At 70.7% G+C, this 14,773-nt stretch carries 17 protein-coding genes and 2 tRNA genes; 10 read left to right on the top strand and 9 right to left on the bottom strand.

The window, feature by feature from the left end:
- Nucleotides 1-58: 58 nt before the first annotated feature.
- A tRNA-Pro gene (locus NR112_RS16925) sits at nucleotides 59-132 on the bottom strand.
- A 134-nt stretch (nucleotides 133-266) separates the two neighbouring features.
- Between NR112_RS16925 and NR112_RS16920 the strand changes: the two genes are divergently transcribed.
- A tRNA-Gly gene (locus NR112_RS16920) sits at nucleotides 267-340 on the top strand.
- 45 nt (nucleotides 341-385) lie between these two features.
- A complete protein-coding gene (locus NR112_RS16915; protein ID WP_256795469.1) occupies nucleotides 386-682 on the top strand; it encodes a DUF2087 domain-containing protein in 297 nt (98 codons plus the stop codon).
- A 46-nt stretch (nucleotides 683-728) separates the two neighbouring features.
- Here the strand turns inward: NR112_RS16915 and NR112_RS16910 are convergent, their stop codons facing one another.
- Entirely contained in the window at nucleotides 729-1,244 is a 516-nt protein-coding gene (locus tag NR112_RS16910; protein ID WP_256795468.1) for a hypothetical protein, read from the bottom strand.
- Between the two features lie 141 nt (nucleotides 1,245-1,385).
- Here NR112_RS16910 and tig point away from each other — a divergent pair, with 141 nt between their 5' ends.
- The 8 genes from tig to NR112_RS16870 all read left to right on the top strand — a co-directional run bounded on the left by tig (nucleotide 1,386) and on the right by NR112_RS16870 (nucleotide 7,970).
- Nucleotides 1,386-2,741 carry a trigger factor gene (gene tig, locus NR112_RS16905; RefSeq protein ID WP_256795467.1) on the top strand — a complete coding sequence of 452 codons (1,356 nt, stop codon included), beginning with the start codon at nucleotides 1,386-1,388 and terminating at the stop codon, nucleotides 2,739-2,741.
- A 166-nt stretch (nucleotides 2,742-2,907) separates the two neighbouring features.
- Nucleotides 2,908-3,210: a hypothetical protein gene (locus NR112_RS16900; protein ID WP_256795466.1), complete on the top strand. Its 303-nt coding sequence runs from the start codon at nucleotides 2,908-2,910 to the stop codon at nucleotides 3,208-3,210.
- Between the two features lie 247 nt (nucleotides 3,211-3,457).
- A complete protein-coding gene (locus NR112_RS16895; RefSeq protein ID WP_056777619.1) occupies nucleotides 3,458-4,060 on the top strand; it encodes an ATP-dependent Clp protease proteolytic subunit in 603 nt (200 codons plus the stop codon).
- 34 nt (nucleotides 4,061-4,094) lie between these two features.
- Nucleotides 4,095-4,748 (top strand): ATP-dependent Clp protease proteolytic subunit, encoded by a 654-nt coding sequence (locus NR112_RS16890; RefSeq protein ID WP_020144514.1) that lies wholly within the window; start codon nucleotides 4,095-4,097, stop codon nucleotides 4,746-4,748.
- A gap of 113 nt (nucleotides 4,749-4,861) precedes the next feature.
- Nucleotides 4,862-5,116, top strand: coding sequence for an acyl-CoA-binding protein (locus NR112_RS16885; protein ID WP_256795465.1), 255 nt, complete (start codon nucleotides 4,862-4,864; stop codon nucleotides 5,114-5,116).
- 91 nt (nucleotides 5,117-5,207) lie between these two features.
- Nucleotides 5,208-5,861, top strand: a complete 654-nt coding sequence (locus NR112_RS16880; protein WP_256795464.1) for a hypothetical protein — start codon at nucleotides 5,208-5,210, stop codon at nucleotides 5,859-5,861.
- A gap of 149 nt (nucleotides 5,862-6,010) precedes the next feature.
- A complete protein-coding gene (gene clpX / locus NR112_RS16875) occupies nucleotides 6,011-7,288 on the top strand; it encodes an ATP-dependent Clp protease ATP-binding subunit ClpX (RefSeq protein ID WP_256795463.1) in 1,278 nt (425 codons plus the stop codon).
- A gap of 46 nt (nucleotides 7,289-7,334) precedes the next feature.
- Nucleotides 7,335-7,970, top strand: a complete 636-nt coding sequence (locus tag NR112_RS16870; RefSeq protein WP_256795462.1) for a hypothetical protein — start codon at nucleotides 7,335-7,337, stop codon at nucleotides 7,968-7,970.
- 56 nt (nucleotides 7,971-8,026) lie between these two features.
- Here NR112_RS16870 and NR112_RS16865 read toward each other — a convergent pair whose 3' ends face one another.
- The 7 genes from NR112_RS16865 to NR112_RS16835 all read right to left on the bottom strand — a co-directional run bounded on the left by NR112_RS16865 (nucleotide 8,027) and on the right by NR112_RS16835 (nucleotide 14,745).
- A complete protein-coding gene (locus NR112_RS16865; RefSeq protein ID WP_256795461.1) occupies nucleotides 8,027-9,574 on the bottom strand; it encodes a DHA2 family efflux MFS transporter permease subunit in 1,548 nt (515 codons plus the stop codon).
- Between the two features lie 57 nt (nucleotides 9,575-9,631).
- Nucleotides 9,632-10,270, bottom strand: coding sequence for a TetR/AcrR family transcriptional regulator (locus NR112_RS16860; RefSeq protein ID WP_256795460.1), 639 nt, complete (start codon nucleotides 10,268-10,270; stop codon nucleotides 9,632-9,634).
- Nucleotides 10,271-10,389: 119 nt separating this feature from the next.
- Nucleotides 10,390-11,010, bottom strand: coding sequence for a hypothetical protein (locus NR112_RS16855; RefSeq protein WP_256795459.1), 621 nt, complete (start codon nucleotides 11,008-11,010; stop codon nucleotides 10,390-10,392).
- A 2-nt stretch (nucleotides 11,011-11,012) separates the two neighbouring features.
- Nucleotides 11,013-12,326: a DUF58 domain-containing protein gene (locus tag NR112_RS16850; RefSeq protein WP_256795458.1), complete on the bottom strand. Its 1,314-nt coding sequence runs from the start codon at nucleotides 12,324-12,326 to the stop codon at nucleotides 11,013-11,015.
- A gap of 5 nt (nucleotides 12,327-12,331) precedes the next feature.
- Nucleotides 12,332-13,348: a MoxR family ATPase gene (locus tag NR112_RS16845; protein ID WP_256795457.1), complete on the bottom strand. Its 1,017-nt coding sequence runs from the start codon at nucleotides 13,346-13,348 to the stop codon at nucleotides 12,332-12,334.
- Nucleotides 13,349-13,351: 3 nt separating this feature from the next.
- Complete coding sequence (locus NR112_RS16840; protein WP_256795456.1) at nucleotides 13,352-14,014, bottom strand: hypothetical protein; 663 nt, start codon at nucleotides 14,012-14,014, stop codon at nucleotides 13,352-13,354.
- On the bottom strand, nucleotides 14,011-14,745 hold the full coding sequence (locus tag NR112_RS16835) for a DUF4129 domain-containing protein (RefSeq protein ID WP_256795455.1): 735 nt from the start codon (nucleotides 14,743-14,745) through the stop codon (nucleotides 14,011-14,013). Before NR112_RS16835 ends, NR112_RS16840 begins: the two co-directional genes overlap by 4 nt.
- Between the last annotated feature and the right edge of the window lie 28 nt (nucleotides 14,746-14,773).

Below are 14,773 nucleotides of genomic sequence, written 5' to 3'. Positions count from 1 at the left end.
GAGCTGGACCTACATTCCGTAGGTCCAGCTCATTCCGATGTCCTGAGACATCACAAAGTCGGGGTGACAGGATTTGAACCTGCGGCCCTTGCGTCCCAAACGCAATGCGCTACCAAGCTGCGCCACACCCCGTGGCGTCGGAATCGTAGCCGACAACCGGGGGCCGAGCCGACCTCTTTCCACCGCGGCGCGGGCGGGTCGATTTCTGCGGATCGGGAGTGAACCAGTAGGCTGACGCCTCGGATCGCCGGCCTGACCGGTGCCCCGCGGGCGTAGCTCAATGGTAGAGCCTCAGTCTTCCAAACTGATCACGCGAGTTCGATTCTCGTCGCCCGCTCCAAAACTCCCTTGGCGTCGGCACGCCCCGCTTCCTAGCGTTGGTCGCATGTTCCGCCCAGACCTGCAGGACGCCCTTCGCGACCGCGACGCCGTCCTCCGATCGTTCCTCGCCGCCGACGGCACCCTGACGAGCATTCCCACCAAGATCCGCAAGCGACTCGTTGTCCTCGACCTGCTGTCGCAGCAGTTCGAGCCCGGGGAGCGGTACGACGAGACCCAGGTCAACAACCGCCTGCGCGCCTTCCACCCCGATGTCGCGGCCCTGCGCCGCTACCTCGTCGAGGAGGGCTTCCTCGACCGGGCCGACGGGTTCTACTGGCGCAGTGGCGGGACCGTCGACTGACCCGCCGGCCCGCTGCTCGCGCCACACGGCAGACGTCAGGTCGGGCTCAGCGGAAGCCGAGCGCCTCGCTGAGCCAGCTCTCCGCGCCGTCGGCCTCGAGGCCGGCCTCGACGGCGGCAGCCGTGCGCGGCGACGGCCAGCCGTGCACCCAGTAGAGGGCAAGGCCGCCGGGCAGCGCGATGAGCAGGGTCAGCCACGAGTGCGGTGTGAAGACGAACGAGCACGCGAACGCCACGAGCACGGGCGCCTCCGCGAGCGCGGTGCGCAGCGTCGTCGTCGACGTGAAGTAGCGCAGGCTCGTCGCCTCGGCGTTCTCGCGGGGCAGGCCGTGCGGGAGGGCCGGAACGGCATACCCGACGTAGCGGATCAGGGTGGCCGAGCCGACGAGCGTCGCCAGCACGATGCCGACGGCCCACGGGGACGGCAGGGGAGCGGACGGGTCGACGAGGATGCGTACGGCGCTGAGCATGAGCGCTCCCATGCCCACCGCCACCGACACCATCTGGATCGGGCGCAGGGCCGCGCTCTCGGGGGACGCGAAGGGGCCGGGAGGGGTGCTCATGGCTCCCGAGCATAGGTGCGTGCGCCCCGCGGACGATCCGCGCATTTAGCCATCGGCCGCGCGGCCTATAGCATGGTGCGCTGGCCCGTCCGTTCACCGTCGACGACCACGTCGGCACCAGCCCCTATGGAGTACCCCGCAGTGAAGAGTGCGCTCGAGACCCTCAGCCCGACCCGGGTCAAGATGACCGTCGAGGTCCCGTTCGAGGAGCTCAAGCCGAGCCTCGACGCGGCCATCAAGCACATCGGTGAGCACATCCAGGTGCCCGGCTTCCGCAAGGGCAAGGTGCCGGCCCGCATCATCGAGCAGCGCGTCGGCCGCGCGGCCGTCCTCGAGGAGGCCGTCAACAACGCCCTCCCGACGTTCTACGGCCAGGCCCTCGAGGAGAACGAGGTCCGCCCGCTCGGCCAGCCCGAGATCACCGACCTCCAGGTGCCCGCGACCGACGGCGAGGACTTCGTCTTCACGGCCGAGGTCGACAAGCGTCCCGAGATCGACCTGCCCGACTTCAGCGACATCGAGCTGACCGTCGACGAGGCCACGGTCGAGGACGAGGCCGTCGAGCAGCGCCTCACCGACCTCCGGGCCCGATTCGGCACCCTCAAGGGCGTCGACCGTGCCGTGCAGGACGGCGACTTCGTCTCCATCGACCTGTCCGCCGAGATCGACGGCGAGCAGATCGACTCCGTCACGGGTGTCTCCTACGAGGTCGGCAGCAAGAACATGCTCGAGGGCCTCGACGAGGCGCTCGTCGGCATGGCGGCCGACGAGACCAAGCAGTTCACCGCCCCCCTCGCCGGTGGCGACCAGGAGGGCCAGGACGCCAGCTGCACCGTGACCGTCACCGCGGTCAAGGAGCGCGAGCTGCCCGAGCTCGACGACGAGTTCGCCCAGCTGGCCTCGGAGTTCGACACGCTCGACGAGCTCAAGGCCGACCTCACGGCCAAGGCCGAGGTCGACGCCAAGTTCGCCCAGGGCGTCGCGGCCCGCGACCAGCTCCTCGAGGCCATTCTCGAGAAGATCGAGGTCCCGATCCCCGAGAGCATCGTCGAGGCCGAGGTGCACAGCCACCTCGAGGGCGAGGGTCGCCTCGAGGACGACGAGCACCGTGCCGAGGTCGGCGAGAGCACCCGCAAGGGCCTCAAGACCCAGCTCGTCCTCGACGCCATCGCCGAGAAGGAAGAGGTCAAGGTCGAGCAGCAGGAGCTCATCGAGTTCCTCGTCATGAGCTCGCAGCAGTACGGCATGGACCCGAACCAGTTCGCCCAGTCGCTCGACCAGGAGGGTCAGATCCCCGCCATGGTCGCCGAGGTCGCCCGCCGCAAGGCGCTCGCCACGGTCCTCGAGAAGGTCTCCGTCAAGGACACCGCCGGCAACGTCATCGACCTCAACGAGGCCGTCCCCGGCACCGAGGGCGACGAGGACGAGGTTGTCGACGCTGACGAGGCCACCGACGAGACCACCGACGAGGCGAGCGCCGAGAAGGCCGACGCCTGACCGTCACCACCAGCAACGCCGCGAGGCCGGCTCCCGTTCGGGAGTCGGCCTCACGGCGTCCCCGGGTCCCACTGACGGCTCCTGGCCGCGGTTGTCCACCCTTCGGCCCGGGTACGTCGCCTACGGTCGCCGTCCGGCGGCACGCACCTCGACGAGGGAGCCAGAGATGAGCAGCACCGACGAGTCGGGCGCCGGCATGGCGGACACCGACATCAACAGCACCGACGCCGACGGCACCAACGTCCCCGGGCACGACGACGGCAGTGACAGGGCCGCGCCGCAGGGCCAGGGCGACGACGCCGACCGCGGCAACCTCGACGGCAGCAACGCCGTCGACGAGCCGCGGGACCGCTCGCTCGACCAGGCCGGCGGCAACGGGTCCTTCGACGACGCGTCGCAGCAGACCGGCACCGAGAGCGACGCCGCCGACCTCGGCGACTCGGGGCAGGACAACGGCCTGAGCAACTGAGCGCGCTCGGCCCACGGACCCCGCCGGACGGCATACGACCCGGTGGGGTCCGTGCGCGTGGTTGCGCCACTCCCGCTCAGGTTTGTGCGCTCACGGCGAACACGGCGCGGTTCGGGAAATCTGGCCGAGGGGTCGGGCGTTAGGGTCAGTGACGAGCCAGCCAGGCGCCACATCCCGTGGCGAGAGGCTGGACCACTTCGACGATGGAGACACGGTGATTTCGGAGACCTCCGCCAACGGCAACGGCATGCCGGGTGGTCTGGACGACCACATCTACAACCGCCTGCTCAAGGAGCGGATCATCTTCCTCGGGTCCGACGTGCGCGACGACAACGCGAACGCCATCGCGGCGCAGCTGCTGCTGCTCTCGGCCGAGGACCCTGAGAAGGACATCTGGCTCTACATCAACAGCCCTGGCGGCTCGATCTCCGCCGGCATGGCCATCTTCGACACGATGAACTGGATCCCCAACGACGTCGCCACCGTCGCGATGGGCATGGCCGCCTCGATGGGCCAGTTCCTGCTGTCGGCCGGCACCCAGGGCAAGCGCTACGCCACGCCCCACGCCCGCGTCATGATGCACCAGCCCTCGGGCGGCATCGGCGGCACCGCCACCGACATCAAGATCCAGGCCGAGCAGATGCTCTACGTCAAGAAGCAGATGGCGCAGCTCATCGCCGAGCACACGGGCCAGACGGTCGAGCAGATCGAGAAGGACTCCGACCGCGACCGCTGGTTCAGCGCCGAGGAGGCCAAGGAGTACGGCTTCGTCGACCACGTGTTCAGCCGCTCCGACCAGGCCGTCGAGGGCAAGGGTGTCGGCCAGGCCGACGCCAAGGCCGAGAACTGACCGCGGCCTGACACAGGACTTGGAGACCACACGCATGAACATCGAACCCACCAACCGCCTCGCGGTCGCCGCTCCGTCGAGCCGCTACATCCTGCCGCAGTTCGAGGAGCGCACCTCCTACGGCATGAAGCGGTCCGACCCCTACAACAAGCTCTTCGAGGACCGCATCATCTTCCTCGGCGTGCAGGTCGACGACGCGTCGGCCGACGACATCATCGCCCAGCTGCTCGTGCTGGAGTCGCTCGATCCCGACCGCGACATCCTCATGTACATCAACAGCCCGGGTGGCTCCTTCACGGCGATGACGGCCATCTACGACACGATGCAGTTCGTCCGTCCCGACATCCAGACGTTCGTCATCGGCCAGGCGGCCTCGGCGGCCGCCGTGCTCCTCGGCGCCGGTGCGCCGGGCAAGCGTTTCGCCCTGCCGAACGCCCGCATCCTCATCCACCAGCCGGCGCTCTCGGGCGGCGACTACGGCCAGGCCTCGGACATCGAGATCCAGGCCAACGAGGTGCTGCGCATGCGGACGTGGCTCGAGGACACCCTCGCGCACCACACGGGTCGCACGTCCGAGCAGGTCCGCAGCGACATCGAGCGCGACAAGATCCTGTCGTCCGAGGACGCCAAGACCTACGGCCTCATCGACGAGGTCCTCGCCTCGCGCAAGGCCTCGCTCGAGGACTGATCTCCGCTCGTCGCGAGCACGTATGCCGCTGGGCCGGGTTCCGCTGGGACCCGGCCCTCGGCGTACCTGCTTGGATGGGCGGTGAAGCTGCTGTCGAGCATGGAGGTCCGGTCATGGCGAGTGCGGAGTTCGAGCAGGCGGTCGAGTCGGTCAAGGGCCTGACGACCGACCCCGGCAGCGAGGTCAAGCTGCGGCTCTACGGCCTCTTCAAGCAGGCGACGTCCGGCGACGTGAGCGGGTCGCGTCCCGGCTTCACCAACCCGGTCGGGCGCGCGAAGTACGACGCGTGGGCCAGGCTCTCGGGCACGGCCCCGGAGGCGGCGCAGGAGCAGTACGTCGCGATCGTCCGCGACCTCACCTCCGCCTGACCGATGCAGGCGCGCCTCCCCGGGTGACCACGGCATCCATTCACGTCGCTGCGCCACGTGGTGGGTTGCTGCGCGTCGTACGCTGCAGCGCATGAGGTCACAGGTCGCCCGCGTCCTCGCGGTGCTGGGTCTGCTCGTCATCGGGCTGCTTGGTGCGCCGACCGCGGCGCTCGCGTCGTGCGCCGGCCGCGAAGCGGCGCAGGTCGTCGCCGACTCGGATGTCGTGCTCACGGGGCGTGTCACGGCCGTAAACGACCCGGGTGGCCGCTACAACCCACGGCCGGTCGCGTGGACCATCGCGGTCAGCGCGGTGCACCGAGGCACCGCGTCGCACATCACGCACGTCCGCGCCCTGACCGAGAGCCCCGACCTCGTGAGCCCCGGCGGCAGCTACGTCTTCGCCCTCGTCGTGTCAGGCAGCGAGCTCACGGCCAGTGGCTGCCAGGACGTCGTGCCCGAGGGCACGCCGGGGTCCACCGCCCTGACCGACGCCGCCGGACCCGCGCACGCGCCGACGGGGGAGGGCACCTCGGTGCCAAGGTCGGTCGAGCTCGACCTGGGCAGTGGGGAAGGGATGTCGCTGACGACGATGGTCGCCATCGGTCTCGTGGGGCTGCTCGTCGTGACGTTCGGGGGACTCGCGCTGGCGGTCGGACTCGGGCTCCTCACCCGTCGTCGGGGTGTCCGGACCGACACCGGCGACGATGCGACACAGCGCGATTCGAATGGAACGCCGTTCAAGTGACAGCCTCGTCGTTTGTCCGCCATCAGCGGACAAGCGGCGTTGCGCGAGCGGGAGGGGGGCACCTCGTCGTCTAATAGGAGTCGGCCCCCTAGGTTGGGGCCTGCCGGGTGCACCCCAGCGTTCGGCGCCGACGAACCAGGAGCGAATCGGTGGCACGCATCGGAGAAGGCGGAGACCTCCTCAAGTGCTCTTTCTGCGGAAAGAGCCAGAAGCAGGTCAAGAAGCTCATCGCCGGTCCCGGTGTGTACATCTGCGACGAGTGCATCGACCTCTGCAACGAGATCATCGAGGAAGAGCTCGCCGAGAGCAGCGAGCTGGGACTCGACCACCTGCCGAAGCCGCGCGAGATCTTCGACTTCCTCGAGAACTACGTCATCGGCCAGGACGTCGCCAAGAAGTCGCTCGCCGTCGCCGTCTACAACCACTACAAGCGCATCCAGGCCGGTGAGGGCGTCAAGCGCGACGACGACCACATCGACATCGCGAAGTCGAACATCCTGCTCATCGGCCCCACGGGCTCGGGCAAGACGTACCTCGCGCAGACGCTCGCCAAGATGCTCAACGTCCCGTTCGCCATCGCCGACGCGACGGCCCTGACCGAGGCCGGCTATGTCGGCGAGGACGTCGAGAACATCCTCCTCAAGCTCATCCAGGCGGCCGACTACGACGTCAAGAAGGCCGAGACGGGCATCATCTACATCGACGAGGTCGACAAGATCGCCCGCAAGAGCGAGAACCCGTCGATCACGCGCGACGTGTCCGGCGAGGGCGTCCAGCAGGCGCTGCTTAAGATCCTCGAGGGCACGACCGCGTCGGTGCCTCCGCAGGGCGGCCGCAAGCACCCGCACCAGGAGTTCATCCAGATCGACACGACGAACGTGCTCTTCATCGTCGGCGGCGCCTTCGCCGGCCTCGAGAAGATCATCGAGTCGCGCTCGGGTCGCAAGGGCCTCGGCTTCGGCCAGCCGCTGCACAACCCCAAGGACCTCGGCGACAGCTTCCAGGACGTCATGCCCGAGGACCTGCTCAAGTTCGGTCTCATCCCCGAGTTCATCGGCCGGCTGCCCGTCCTGACGACGCTCGCGCCGCTCGACCAGCAGGCCCTCGTCAACATCCTCACGGTGCCGCGCAACGCGCTCGTCAAGCAGTACCAGAAGATGTTCGAGATCGACGGTGTCGACCTCGAGTTCACGGAGGACGCCATCGCGTCGGTCGCCGACCAGGCGCTGCTGCGCGGCACGGGTGCCCGCGGCCTGCGCGCGATCATGGAGGAGGTCCTCCTCCCCGTCATGTTCGACGTGCCGAGCGACGACGAGATCGCCAAGGTCGTCGTGACCCGCGAGGTCGTGCTCGACAACGTCAACCCGACGATCGTGCGCCGTGAGGCCGAGCCGCGGGCCAAGCGTCCGCGCAAGGAATCCGCCTGATCCTCATGGTCGCCCGGGCAGCGTCCGCGTGAAGGAAGGCTGATCCGTGGTCGCTCCCTTCCGGCTCGTGGCCGGGGACCACGCGCCCGTGCAGCAGACGAGCACGACGTGCGGGTCGGCCTCGTTGACCGTCGCCCGCATGCTCGCCAACCCGGCGTTCGCGCAGTGGGTCCGGGACGGCATACGCAAGGATGCGGGTGACGGGGACGTGCCGGACAGCGGCACCGAGGCCCAGCGCTTCGCCGCCTACGAGCAGGTCGTCGCGTCCCGCACCAATGCCATGGTCGGCGCGGGGCGCCGGCTGCAGCTGCCGTGGCCGCGGGCGCTCGGCACGCCCCCGTGGGGCGCGCTCAACGAGCTCGAGTACGGCGCCGCCGATCCCGACGCCGACTACGACCTCGCGTGGTTTCGCCAGCGCGGACGCGCCGGGCTCCAGCACACGTATGCCGCCCTCCGCGCGCGGGTGCGTCCCGGCCGTCCCGCACTCCTCTACGTCGGCAGCGCCTGGGCGCCGCGGCACGTCGTGCTCGTCCTGCCGCCGACGGGTGAGCAGGAGCTCGACGTCTACGAGCCGTCGGTGGGTCGCGTCCTCGACCTGCCGGAGCACGCGTTCGTCGAGCGCCGTCTCGCCATCGCCGGCTGGGACGTGCCCTGGGCGGCGGTCTGGGCCGATCCCACCTGACAGGGCGAGAGACCACCGCTCACGATGAACGGTGGCCTCTCGGCGGTCGAGCAGGGTCAGCCCATGTGGGCCGGGGCCGCCCCGTCGGTCGCGAGCTCCTCGTGCCGCACGTGCAGCGCGACGAGCGTGACGACGCCGGCGACGGCGATCATGATGGCGGCGACGAGGTAGGCGCGGCTGGCGCCGTAGGTGAACGCTTCGTCGGCGATCATCTTCTGGGCGGCGGCCAGCTGGTCCTGTGACGGCGCCGGGCCGCCCTGCGGCAGCTTCGCGGTCAGCTCGGCGACCTTGTCGCCCATGTTGTTGACGAAGATCGTGCTCAGCGTCGCGAGGCCGAGCGTGCCGCCGACCTGTTGCATCGTGTTGAGCACGGCCGAGGCCACCGAGGAGTCCTCGTGGGCGACGCCGTGGACGGCCGTCAGGGTGAGCGGCACGAAGATGAGACCCAGGCCGAAGGCGAGGACGACGATCCACGGCAGCAGGTCGGCGGCATACGTGCTCTGCGGCGTCAGGTGGGTGAAGCCCCACATGCCGAGCGCCGCGAAGCCGGCGCCCGCACCGGAGATCCAGCGTGGGTCGACCTTGGCGACGAGGAACGACGCGAGCTGCGCGGCCACGACGATGCCGACCGAGAAGGGCAGGAAGGCGAGGCCCGTCTTGAGCGGCGAGTAGCCGAGGATCGTCTGGATGTAGATGCCCAGGAAGTAGAACATCGCGAACATGCCGGCGCCGACGATGAGCATGACGAAGTAGGACGTGCCGCGCGTCCGGTCGCCGGGGATGCGCATCGGCAGGAGCGGGTGCTTGACCCGCGTCTCGATGACGACGAACGCGACGAGCAGGACGACACCGATGGCGAGGTAGGTGATCGTCGTGGCGTCACCCCACGAGGTGCTCGCGGCGTGGGTCAGGCCGTAGACGAGCGAGGAGAGACCCGCGATGGAGGTGATGGCGCCGGGGATGTCGAGCGTGCCGCCGCCGTCCTCGGACTCGGTGAGGATCCGCAGGGCGAGGATCGCGACGACGATGCCGATCGGCAGGTTGATGAAGAAGTTCCAGCGCCAGTCGATCTCGGTCAGCACACCGCCGAGGATGAGGCCGATGGCGGCGCCGGCGCCGGACATGGCGGCGAAGACGCCCATGGCGCGGTTGCGCTCCCTGCCGGCCGGGAAGGTCGTCGTGATGAGCGCGAGCGCGTTGGGGGCGGCGAGGGCGCCACCGAGACCCTGGACGGCCCGGGCGGCGAGCATCATCGCCTCGTTCTGGGCCACGCCGGCGACGAGCGAGGCCAGCGTGAAGAGCACGATGCCCCAGAAGAAGAGCCGACGCCGACCGTAGAGGTCGCCGAGGCGACCGCCGAGCAGCAGCACGCCACCGAAGGCGAGGGTGTAGATGGTGATGACCCACTGGAGGTTCGCCTGGCTGAAGCCGAGGTCGGTCTCGATGTGGGGGAGGGCGATGTTCACGATGGTGCCGTCGAGCACGATCATGAGCTGGGCGGCGCAGATGACCAGGAGCGCCAGGCCGAGGCGCTTCGGCGGTGCGTCGTGGGAGGTGAACTCGCCCTGGGGCTCGTCCACCTGTTCGACCGTGGTGGCAGACATGGGTGTCCTCTCGAAGACATGCAGGAATGGCGGGGTCGCCCCCCGTCGCGGTCCTGCTCAGCGAGTGCTGGGCGCAGGTGCGAGGGTGGCGGCGCAGGCCGGGAGGACGACGCTGTCCACGAACTCGGCGATGCGGTCCGGCCCGGGTCGACGTCCGGAGAGCAGTGCCTCGTGGATCGACAGGGACGGGAGGATCATCAGCAGGGTGTCGAGGTCCGCGTCGGCGCCGACCTCACCCCGCTTTCGGGCGTGCTCGAAGATCGTGCGGGTGGCCTCGATCTTCGGGGCCAGGAACCGCTCGTGGATGCCGCGTGCCAGCTCTGGCTCGCGGTGAATGACGGGGAGCAGCGCCCCCCACGTGCCGATGACGACCTCGTCGTCGAGGCCTCCGTCGGCGCAGGCCTGGGCGAGCAGGTCACCGCGCAGGCTCCCGGTGTCGGGGTCCTGCTCGGCGGGGCAGTCGATGAAGAGCCCGACGGCGTCGATGACGAGGTCGCGCTTGTGCGGCCAGCGTCGGTAGAGCGTCGCCTTGGACGCTCGGGCGGCCGTGGCGACGGCGTCGAACGTGAGGCGGTCGTAGCCGCTCTCGCGCAGGACGTCGATCGCGGCCTCGAGGATCTCGACCTCGCGGTCACCGGCGACCCGCGGACGGCTCGCGTGGGCAGCGTCCGTCGCGCTCGCGCTGGTCGTGCTCATGCTCACCCCGGTCCCGCTCCGATGAAACGAAACTGTTTCGTTTCATCAAGACTAGATCTCGTCGACGGCGTTTGGCAAACGCGGCGCCGAGTCGTGGCCTGACGCCCCGGACGGACGGCTCACGTGCGTTCGACGGGTGGGCTCGTGCGCACGAACCACAGGCCGGCGGCCACGCCGCCGAGCCCGATGACGTATGCCGCCGTGACGAGTCCCGGCGAACGTCCGACGAGCAGCCCCGCGAGGATGGCGAGGGGCACGGCAGCCGCGAAGGCGACCGCCGTGTGGCGCACCCAGCGGCGTGTGGTGGCGGCCGTGAACGACCCGGCCGGTGGGGACGACGCGGAGAGCGCGGTCGCCGCGTGGCCGACGATGCAGCCGGCGGCGGCCGGCAGTGACCACCAGGAGAAGCTCCCCGCGGGGGTCAGCGTGAACCACCCGTAGAGCAGCAGGGTCCAGTAGACGACAGGCGCCGCGGAGCCGGCCCAGGCCATCGTGACCAGCGGCAGCAGCACGAGCGCCCACCAGAGGTGGTCGAACCCGCCGACCGCGAGCGAGAGGCTCCCGAGGTAGACGGCCACACCTCCCATCGCCGCGCCGGTCGCGCCGAGCTGGCTCAGTGACCACTCGGGACCGGCACCGAACCGTACGGTCCGGCGCAACCGGACGCGGCGGGCCACCCACGACGTACGGGTCGACCTCGGCGGGTCCCCGGCCAGCGGGTCCTCAGCACGTGCGCTCACGGTCACCGCCTCGCCATCCGCGGCGCGGAGGCCCGGCGCGCGATGTCGCGCAGGACCTGGTCGAGAGACCCCGCGCCGCGCCAGGGCACGACCGGGACACCCCGCAGTCGGAGGTTGTGCACCTCGGCGTCGCGCGACAGCAGCCGGATCCGCCAGGCGAGCGCCTGGTAGACGTTCGACGGGTCGGCGACGAGGTGCTCGGGGAACGTGTCGACGACGACCACGGTCATGCCGCGCGCCGCGAGCGTGTGGGCCAGCGTCACCATCGTCGGCTCGATGAGGGGTGAGAGGACGAGGCACAGGGCGTTGGGGTCGACGCCGCGGATCGCGTGCTCGCCGGTGTCGCGTCGCTCCGTGGCCGGGGAGATCGCGGCGAGGGTGTCGAGCACGCGCCGGAGGTGGTTCGTGCCCGAGCCGACGCCGAGGGTCGGGACCTCGGCCGCGCCGACCGTGCGCAGGGTGAGCCGGTCGTTGCTCCTAAGGAAGTGCTCGCTGATCGCGCCGGCCGCCCGCACCGTGACGTCGAGGCTGGTCGGCCGGCCGTCGATGCCTTCGCGAGGGCCGACGTCGCTGAAGCAGTCGACGAGCAGGAAGACGTGGGCGTCCTCGTCGGTGAACGTCGACGTGACGTGCAGGGCCCCCGTCCGCGTCGAGACGGGCCAGTGGATCCGTCGCAGCCGGTCGCCCGGGTGGAAGCCGCGGATCGTGTTGAACTCCGAGCCGGAGCCCGGTCGGTTCGACCGGTTCAGCCCGACGATGCCGCGCGGGTGCGGTGTGGGGGCGCTCGCGTCGAAGGAGGCCGGCACGGGGAGGGTGGCGGAGTCGAGGTCGGGCAGGTCGACGGGGCCGGCGCGGAAGGCCCCCCACGTGCTGACGAGCGCGACGCTGACGGTGCCGACGCGACGACGTCCCCAGCGCGTGGACCGCAGCCCGAGCGTCGCGGCCCCGTCCTCGAGCTCGGCGATCCCGCTCGACGGCTTGCGCTCGACCCACGGGGCCTGGGCCAGGGTGACGACGCCGTGGACGTCGTGCAGCGCCGGCTCGGTGGTCACGTAGACCCCGGTCGCCGACCCCTCGCGCAGCGTCGATTCGCCGAGTCGCGCCGTCGCGGTGACCTCGGTGCGTGGCCGCACGAGGTGGCCCCACAGCGCGGCGACGACGAGCGGCGCCACGATGACGAGCAGGTCGGCCCGTCGACCGACGACGGCGACGATCGCGCCGCCGGCGGCGAGGAGGATCGCCCGCTGGTGGGCCGCGGTCGGCTCCCACCCGCCGAGTCGGCGGGTGGCGGTCCGGTGGGGGCGCCAGGGCTGCACGGCTGTCAGCCGCCCGCCACCGGACCCGCTGCCGAGTCGGCGGCCGGTCCCGGAGCGAGGTGCTCCCGGGCCGACGGGGTCGCGACCGTGCGGAGGAGGCTCTCGACGATGCTGCGCCCCGACGCGTTGCTCATCCACAGCTCCGGCTTGACGGTGATGCGGTGCGCGAGGACCGGCACGGCGACGGCCTTGACGTCCTCGGGGGTCACGTAGTCGCGACCGTCGACGACGGCATACGCCCGGGCGCACAGGAGCAGGCCGAGGGCGCCACGGGGGGAGGCGCCCATGAGGACGTCGGCGTGGGTGCGGCTGGCCGCGGTCAGCGCGACGCAGTAGCGCCCGACCGACTCGTCGACGGCCGTCGCCTCGATGGCCGCCTGCATGGCGAGCAGCTGCTCCGCGTCGACGATGCGGCGCAGCTCCTGCTCCTCGCGCTGGCGGGCCATGCGGTTCGAGAGGATCTCCCACTCCTCGTCGAGGGTCGGGTAGCCGAACGAGATGCGCATGAGGAAGCGGTCGAGCTGTGCCTCCGGGAGCGGGTAGGTCCCTTCGTACTCAACGGGATTCGCCGTCGCGAGGACGTGGAAGGGGCGTGGGAGCTGGAAGGTGCGGCCCTCGACCGTCACCTGCTTCTCCTGCATCGCCTCGAGGAGCGCCGCCTGCGTCTTGGGCGGCGTGCGGTTGATCTCGTCGGCGAGGAGCAGCCCTGCGAAGAGCGGCCCCGCGCGGAACTCGAAGTCGCCCGACCGCTGGTCGTAGATGAACGAGCCGGTGATGTCTCCGGGCAGGAGGTCGGGTGTGAACTGGGCCCGCTTGAAGTCGAGCCCCAGGGTCTGCGCGAAGCTGCGTGCCGCCAGGGTCTTGCCGAGGCCGGGGAAGTCCTCCATGAGGACGTGCCCGCCGGCGAGGATGCCGGACAGGACGAGCCGCAGCGACTCGCGCTTGCCGACGACGGCCCGGTCGACCTCGTCGAGGACGGCGCCGCTCAGCTCACTGACGCGCGTCAGGTTCATCTCGGTCATGCGCTACCACTGCTCGATTCGTCGGAGGATGGGGTCCAGGCGCTGGGGGCGGTACAGGTCGGGCGGGGGCAGACCGACGAGCAGGTCCCACAGCTCGGGCGGCGTCACGCCCTGGGCCCACTTCGGCTCATCCTCGGCGACGATGCCGTGCCGGGCGTAGAGGCGTTCGCGGATGAGCACCTGCAGCTGCAGGTGCAGGTCGCGCACGATGGTCTCGCGTCCCTCACGGCGGGTGTTGGCCGCCTCGAGCCGCCCGGCGAGGTTGGTGACGCGGAAGTCGTTGCCGCGCGAGTGGCCCCCGAGGTCGCCGTCGACGAGGGGCCAGACCGTCAGGTGCTGTGGCGCGGTGTGGTCGACGACGTGCCAGACCAGCAGTGCTGCGGCGAGCAGGATCGCGAGGAGCACCGGCACGTCCGGTGCGAGGCCGAGCGCCGCCGTGAGTGCCGCGAGGACCACCCATGTCAGGAGCAGTCCGACGAGTCGACGACGCCACGGGCGCAACGCCCGGGCGAGCTCCCGGGTCCGCGACGGCGCCCGGCGGACCGCGCCGCGGGGGAGGGGCCGCACGGCCGAGGCCGCTGCTCGCTCACGCGTCTCACGCGTCTCACGCATCTCACGGGCCTCGCGCCGGGTCCGAGGAGGTGTGCCGTCCGGCTGGCTGCTCACGGCCCGTCCTCCTGCGCGGCCGCCGACGCCCCTCGGTCGGCAGCCTGCCGCGAGGCCACCTGCTCGAGGTCGGCGATGAGGACGCGAAGATCGGCGATCGCGCGGTCACGGTGCCTCTCGCCGAGGTCGTGGACCGAGAAGCGTGCCTCGCGGTAGAGAGCGGCGAGGTCGCCGAGCCGAGCAGAGTCGACGGGCCAGACGCCGATGACGCGCTCGGTGTACTCCGTCGACGTCTCGGCGGGCAGGCGGGGCAGGCCGGTCGCGGCGGCGGAGGTCTCGAGGCCGAGCCAGGCTGCGACGATGGCGTTGCGTGGCTCGCCGCTCTCCAGGCCCCGCAGCCGGTCCCGTGCCTCCTCGAGGAGCTCGGTCGGCACGAGCGGGATCGCGAAGTCCGGCTCTTCGTGCAGCTCGAGGTGCGGGCGTCGGCGCAGCAGCGATCGGACCAGCTGCGCGAGGACGACGAGCACCACGAGGGCCGCCAGCACGAGCACGATCTGGACGAGGGTGACGAGCACCGGAGAAGGGTCGAAGGGCATCGCCGTCGACGTCGACGTCGGCCGGGACGGCGTCGCGGAGGGAGGCAGGGACGTGAAGGTCGGCAGCGGCGTGAACGTCTCCGTGTCGAGCGGGCGGGAGAGCAACGGCACGGGTTGGCCCAGCGCGGCCACGACCAGAGCGGCCATGACGACGGCGCCACCCACGATGGTGACCTCAGCCCCCCGCCTCGACATGCGAGTGACCCTATGCCAGCGCGCTCGT

The organism is Terrabacter sp. Ter38 (assembly GCF_024519435.1).
GTDB lineage: Bacteria > Actinomycetota > Actinomycetes > Actinomycetales > Dermatophilaceae > Terrabacter.
The sequence above is the reverse complement of the archived record's forward strand: the minus strand, read 5'-3'. Positions and strand labels throughout refer to the sequence as shown.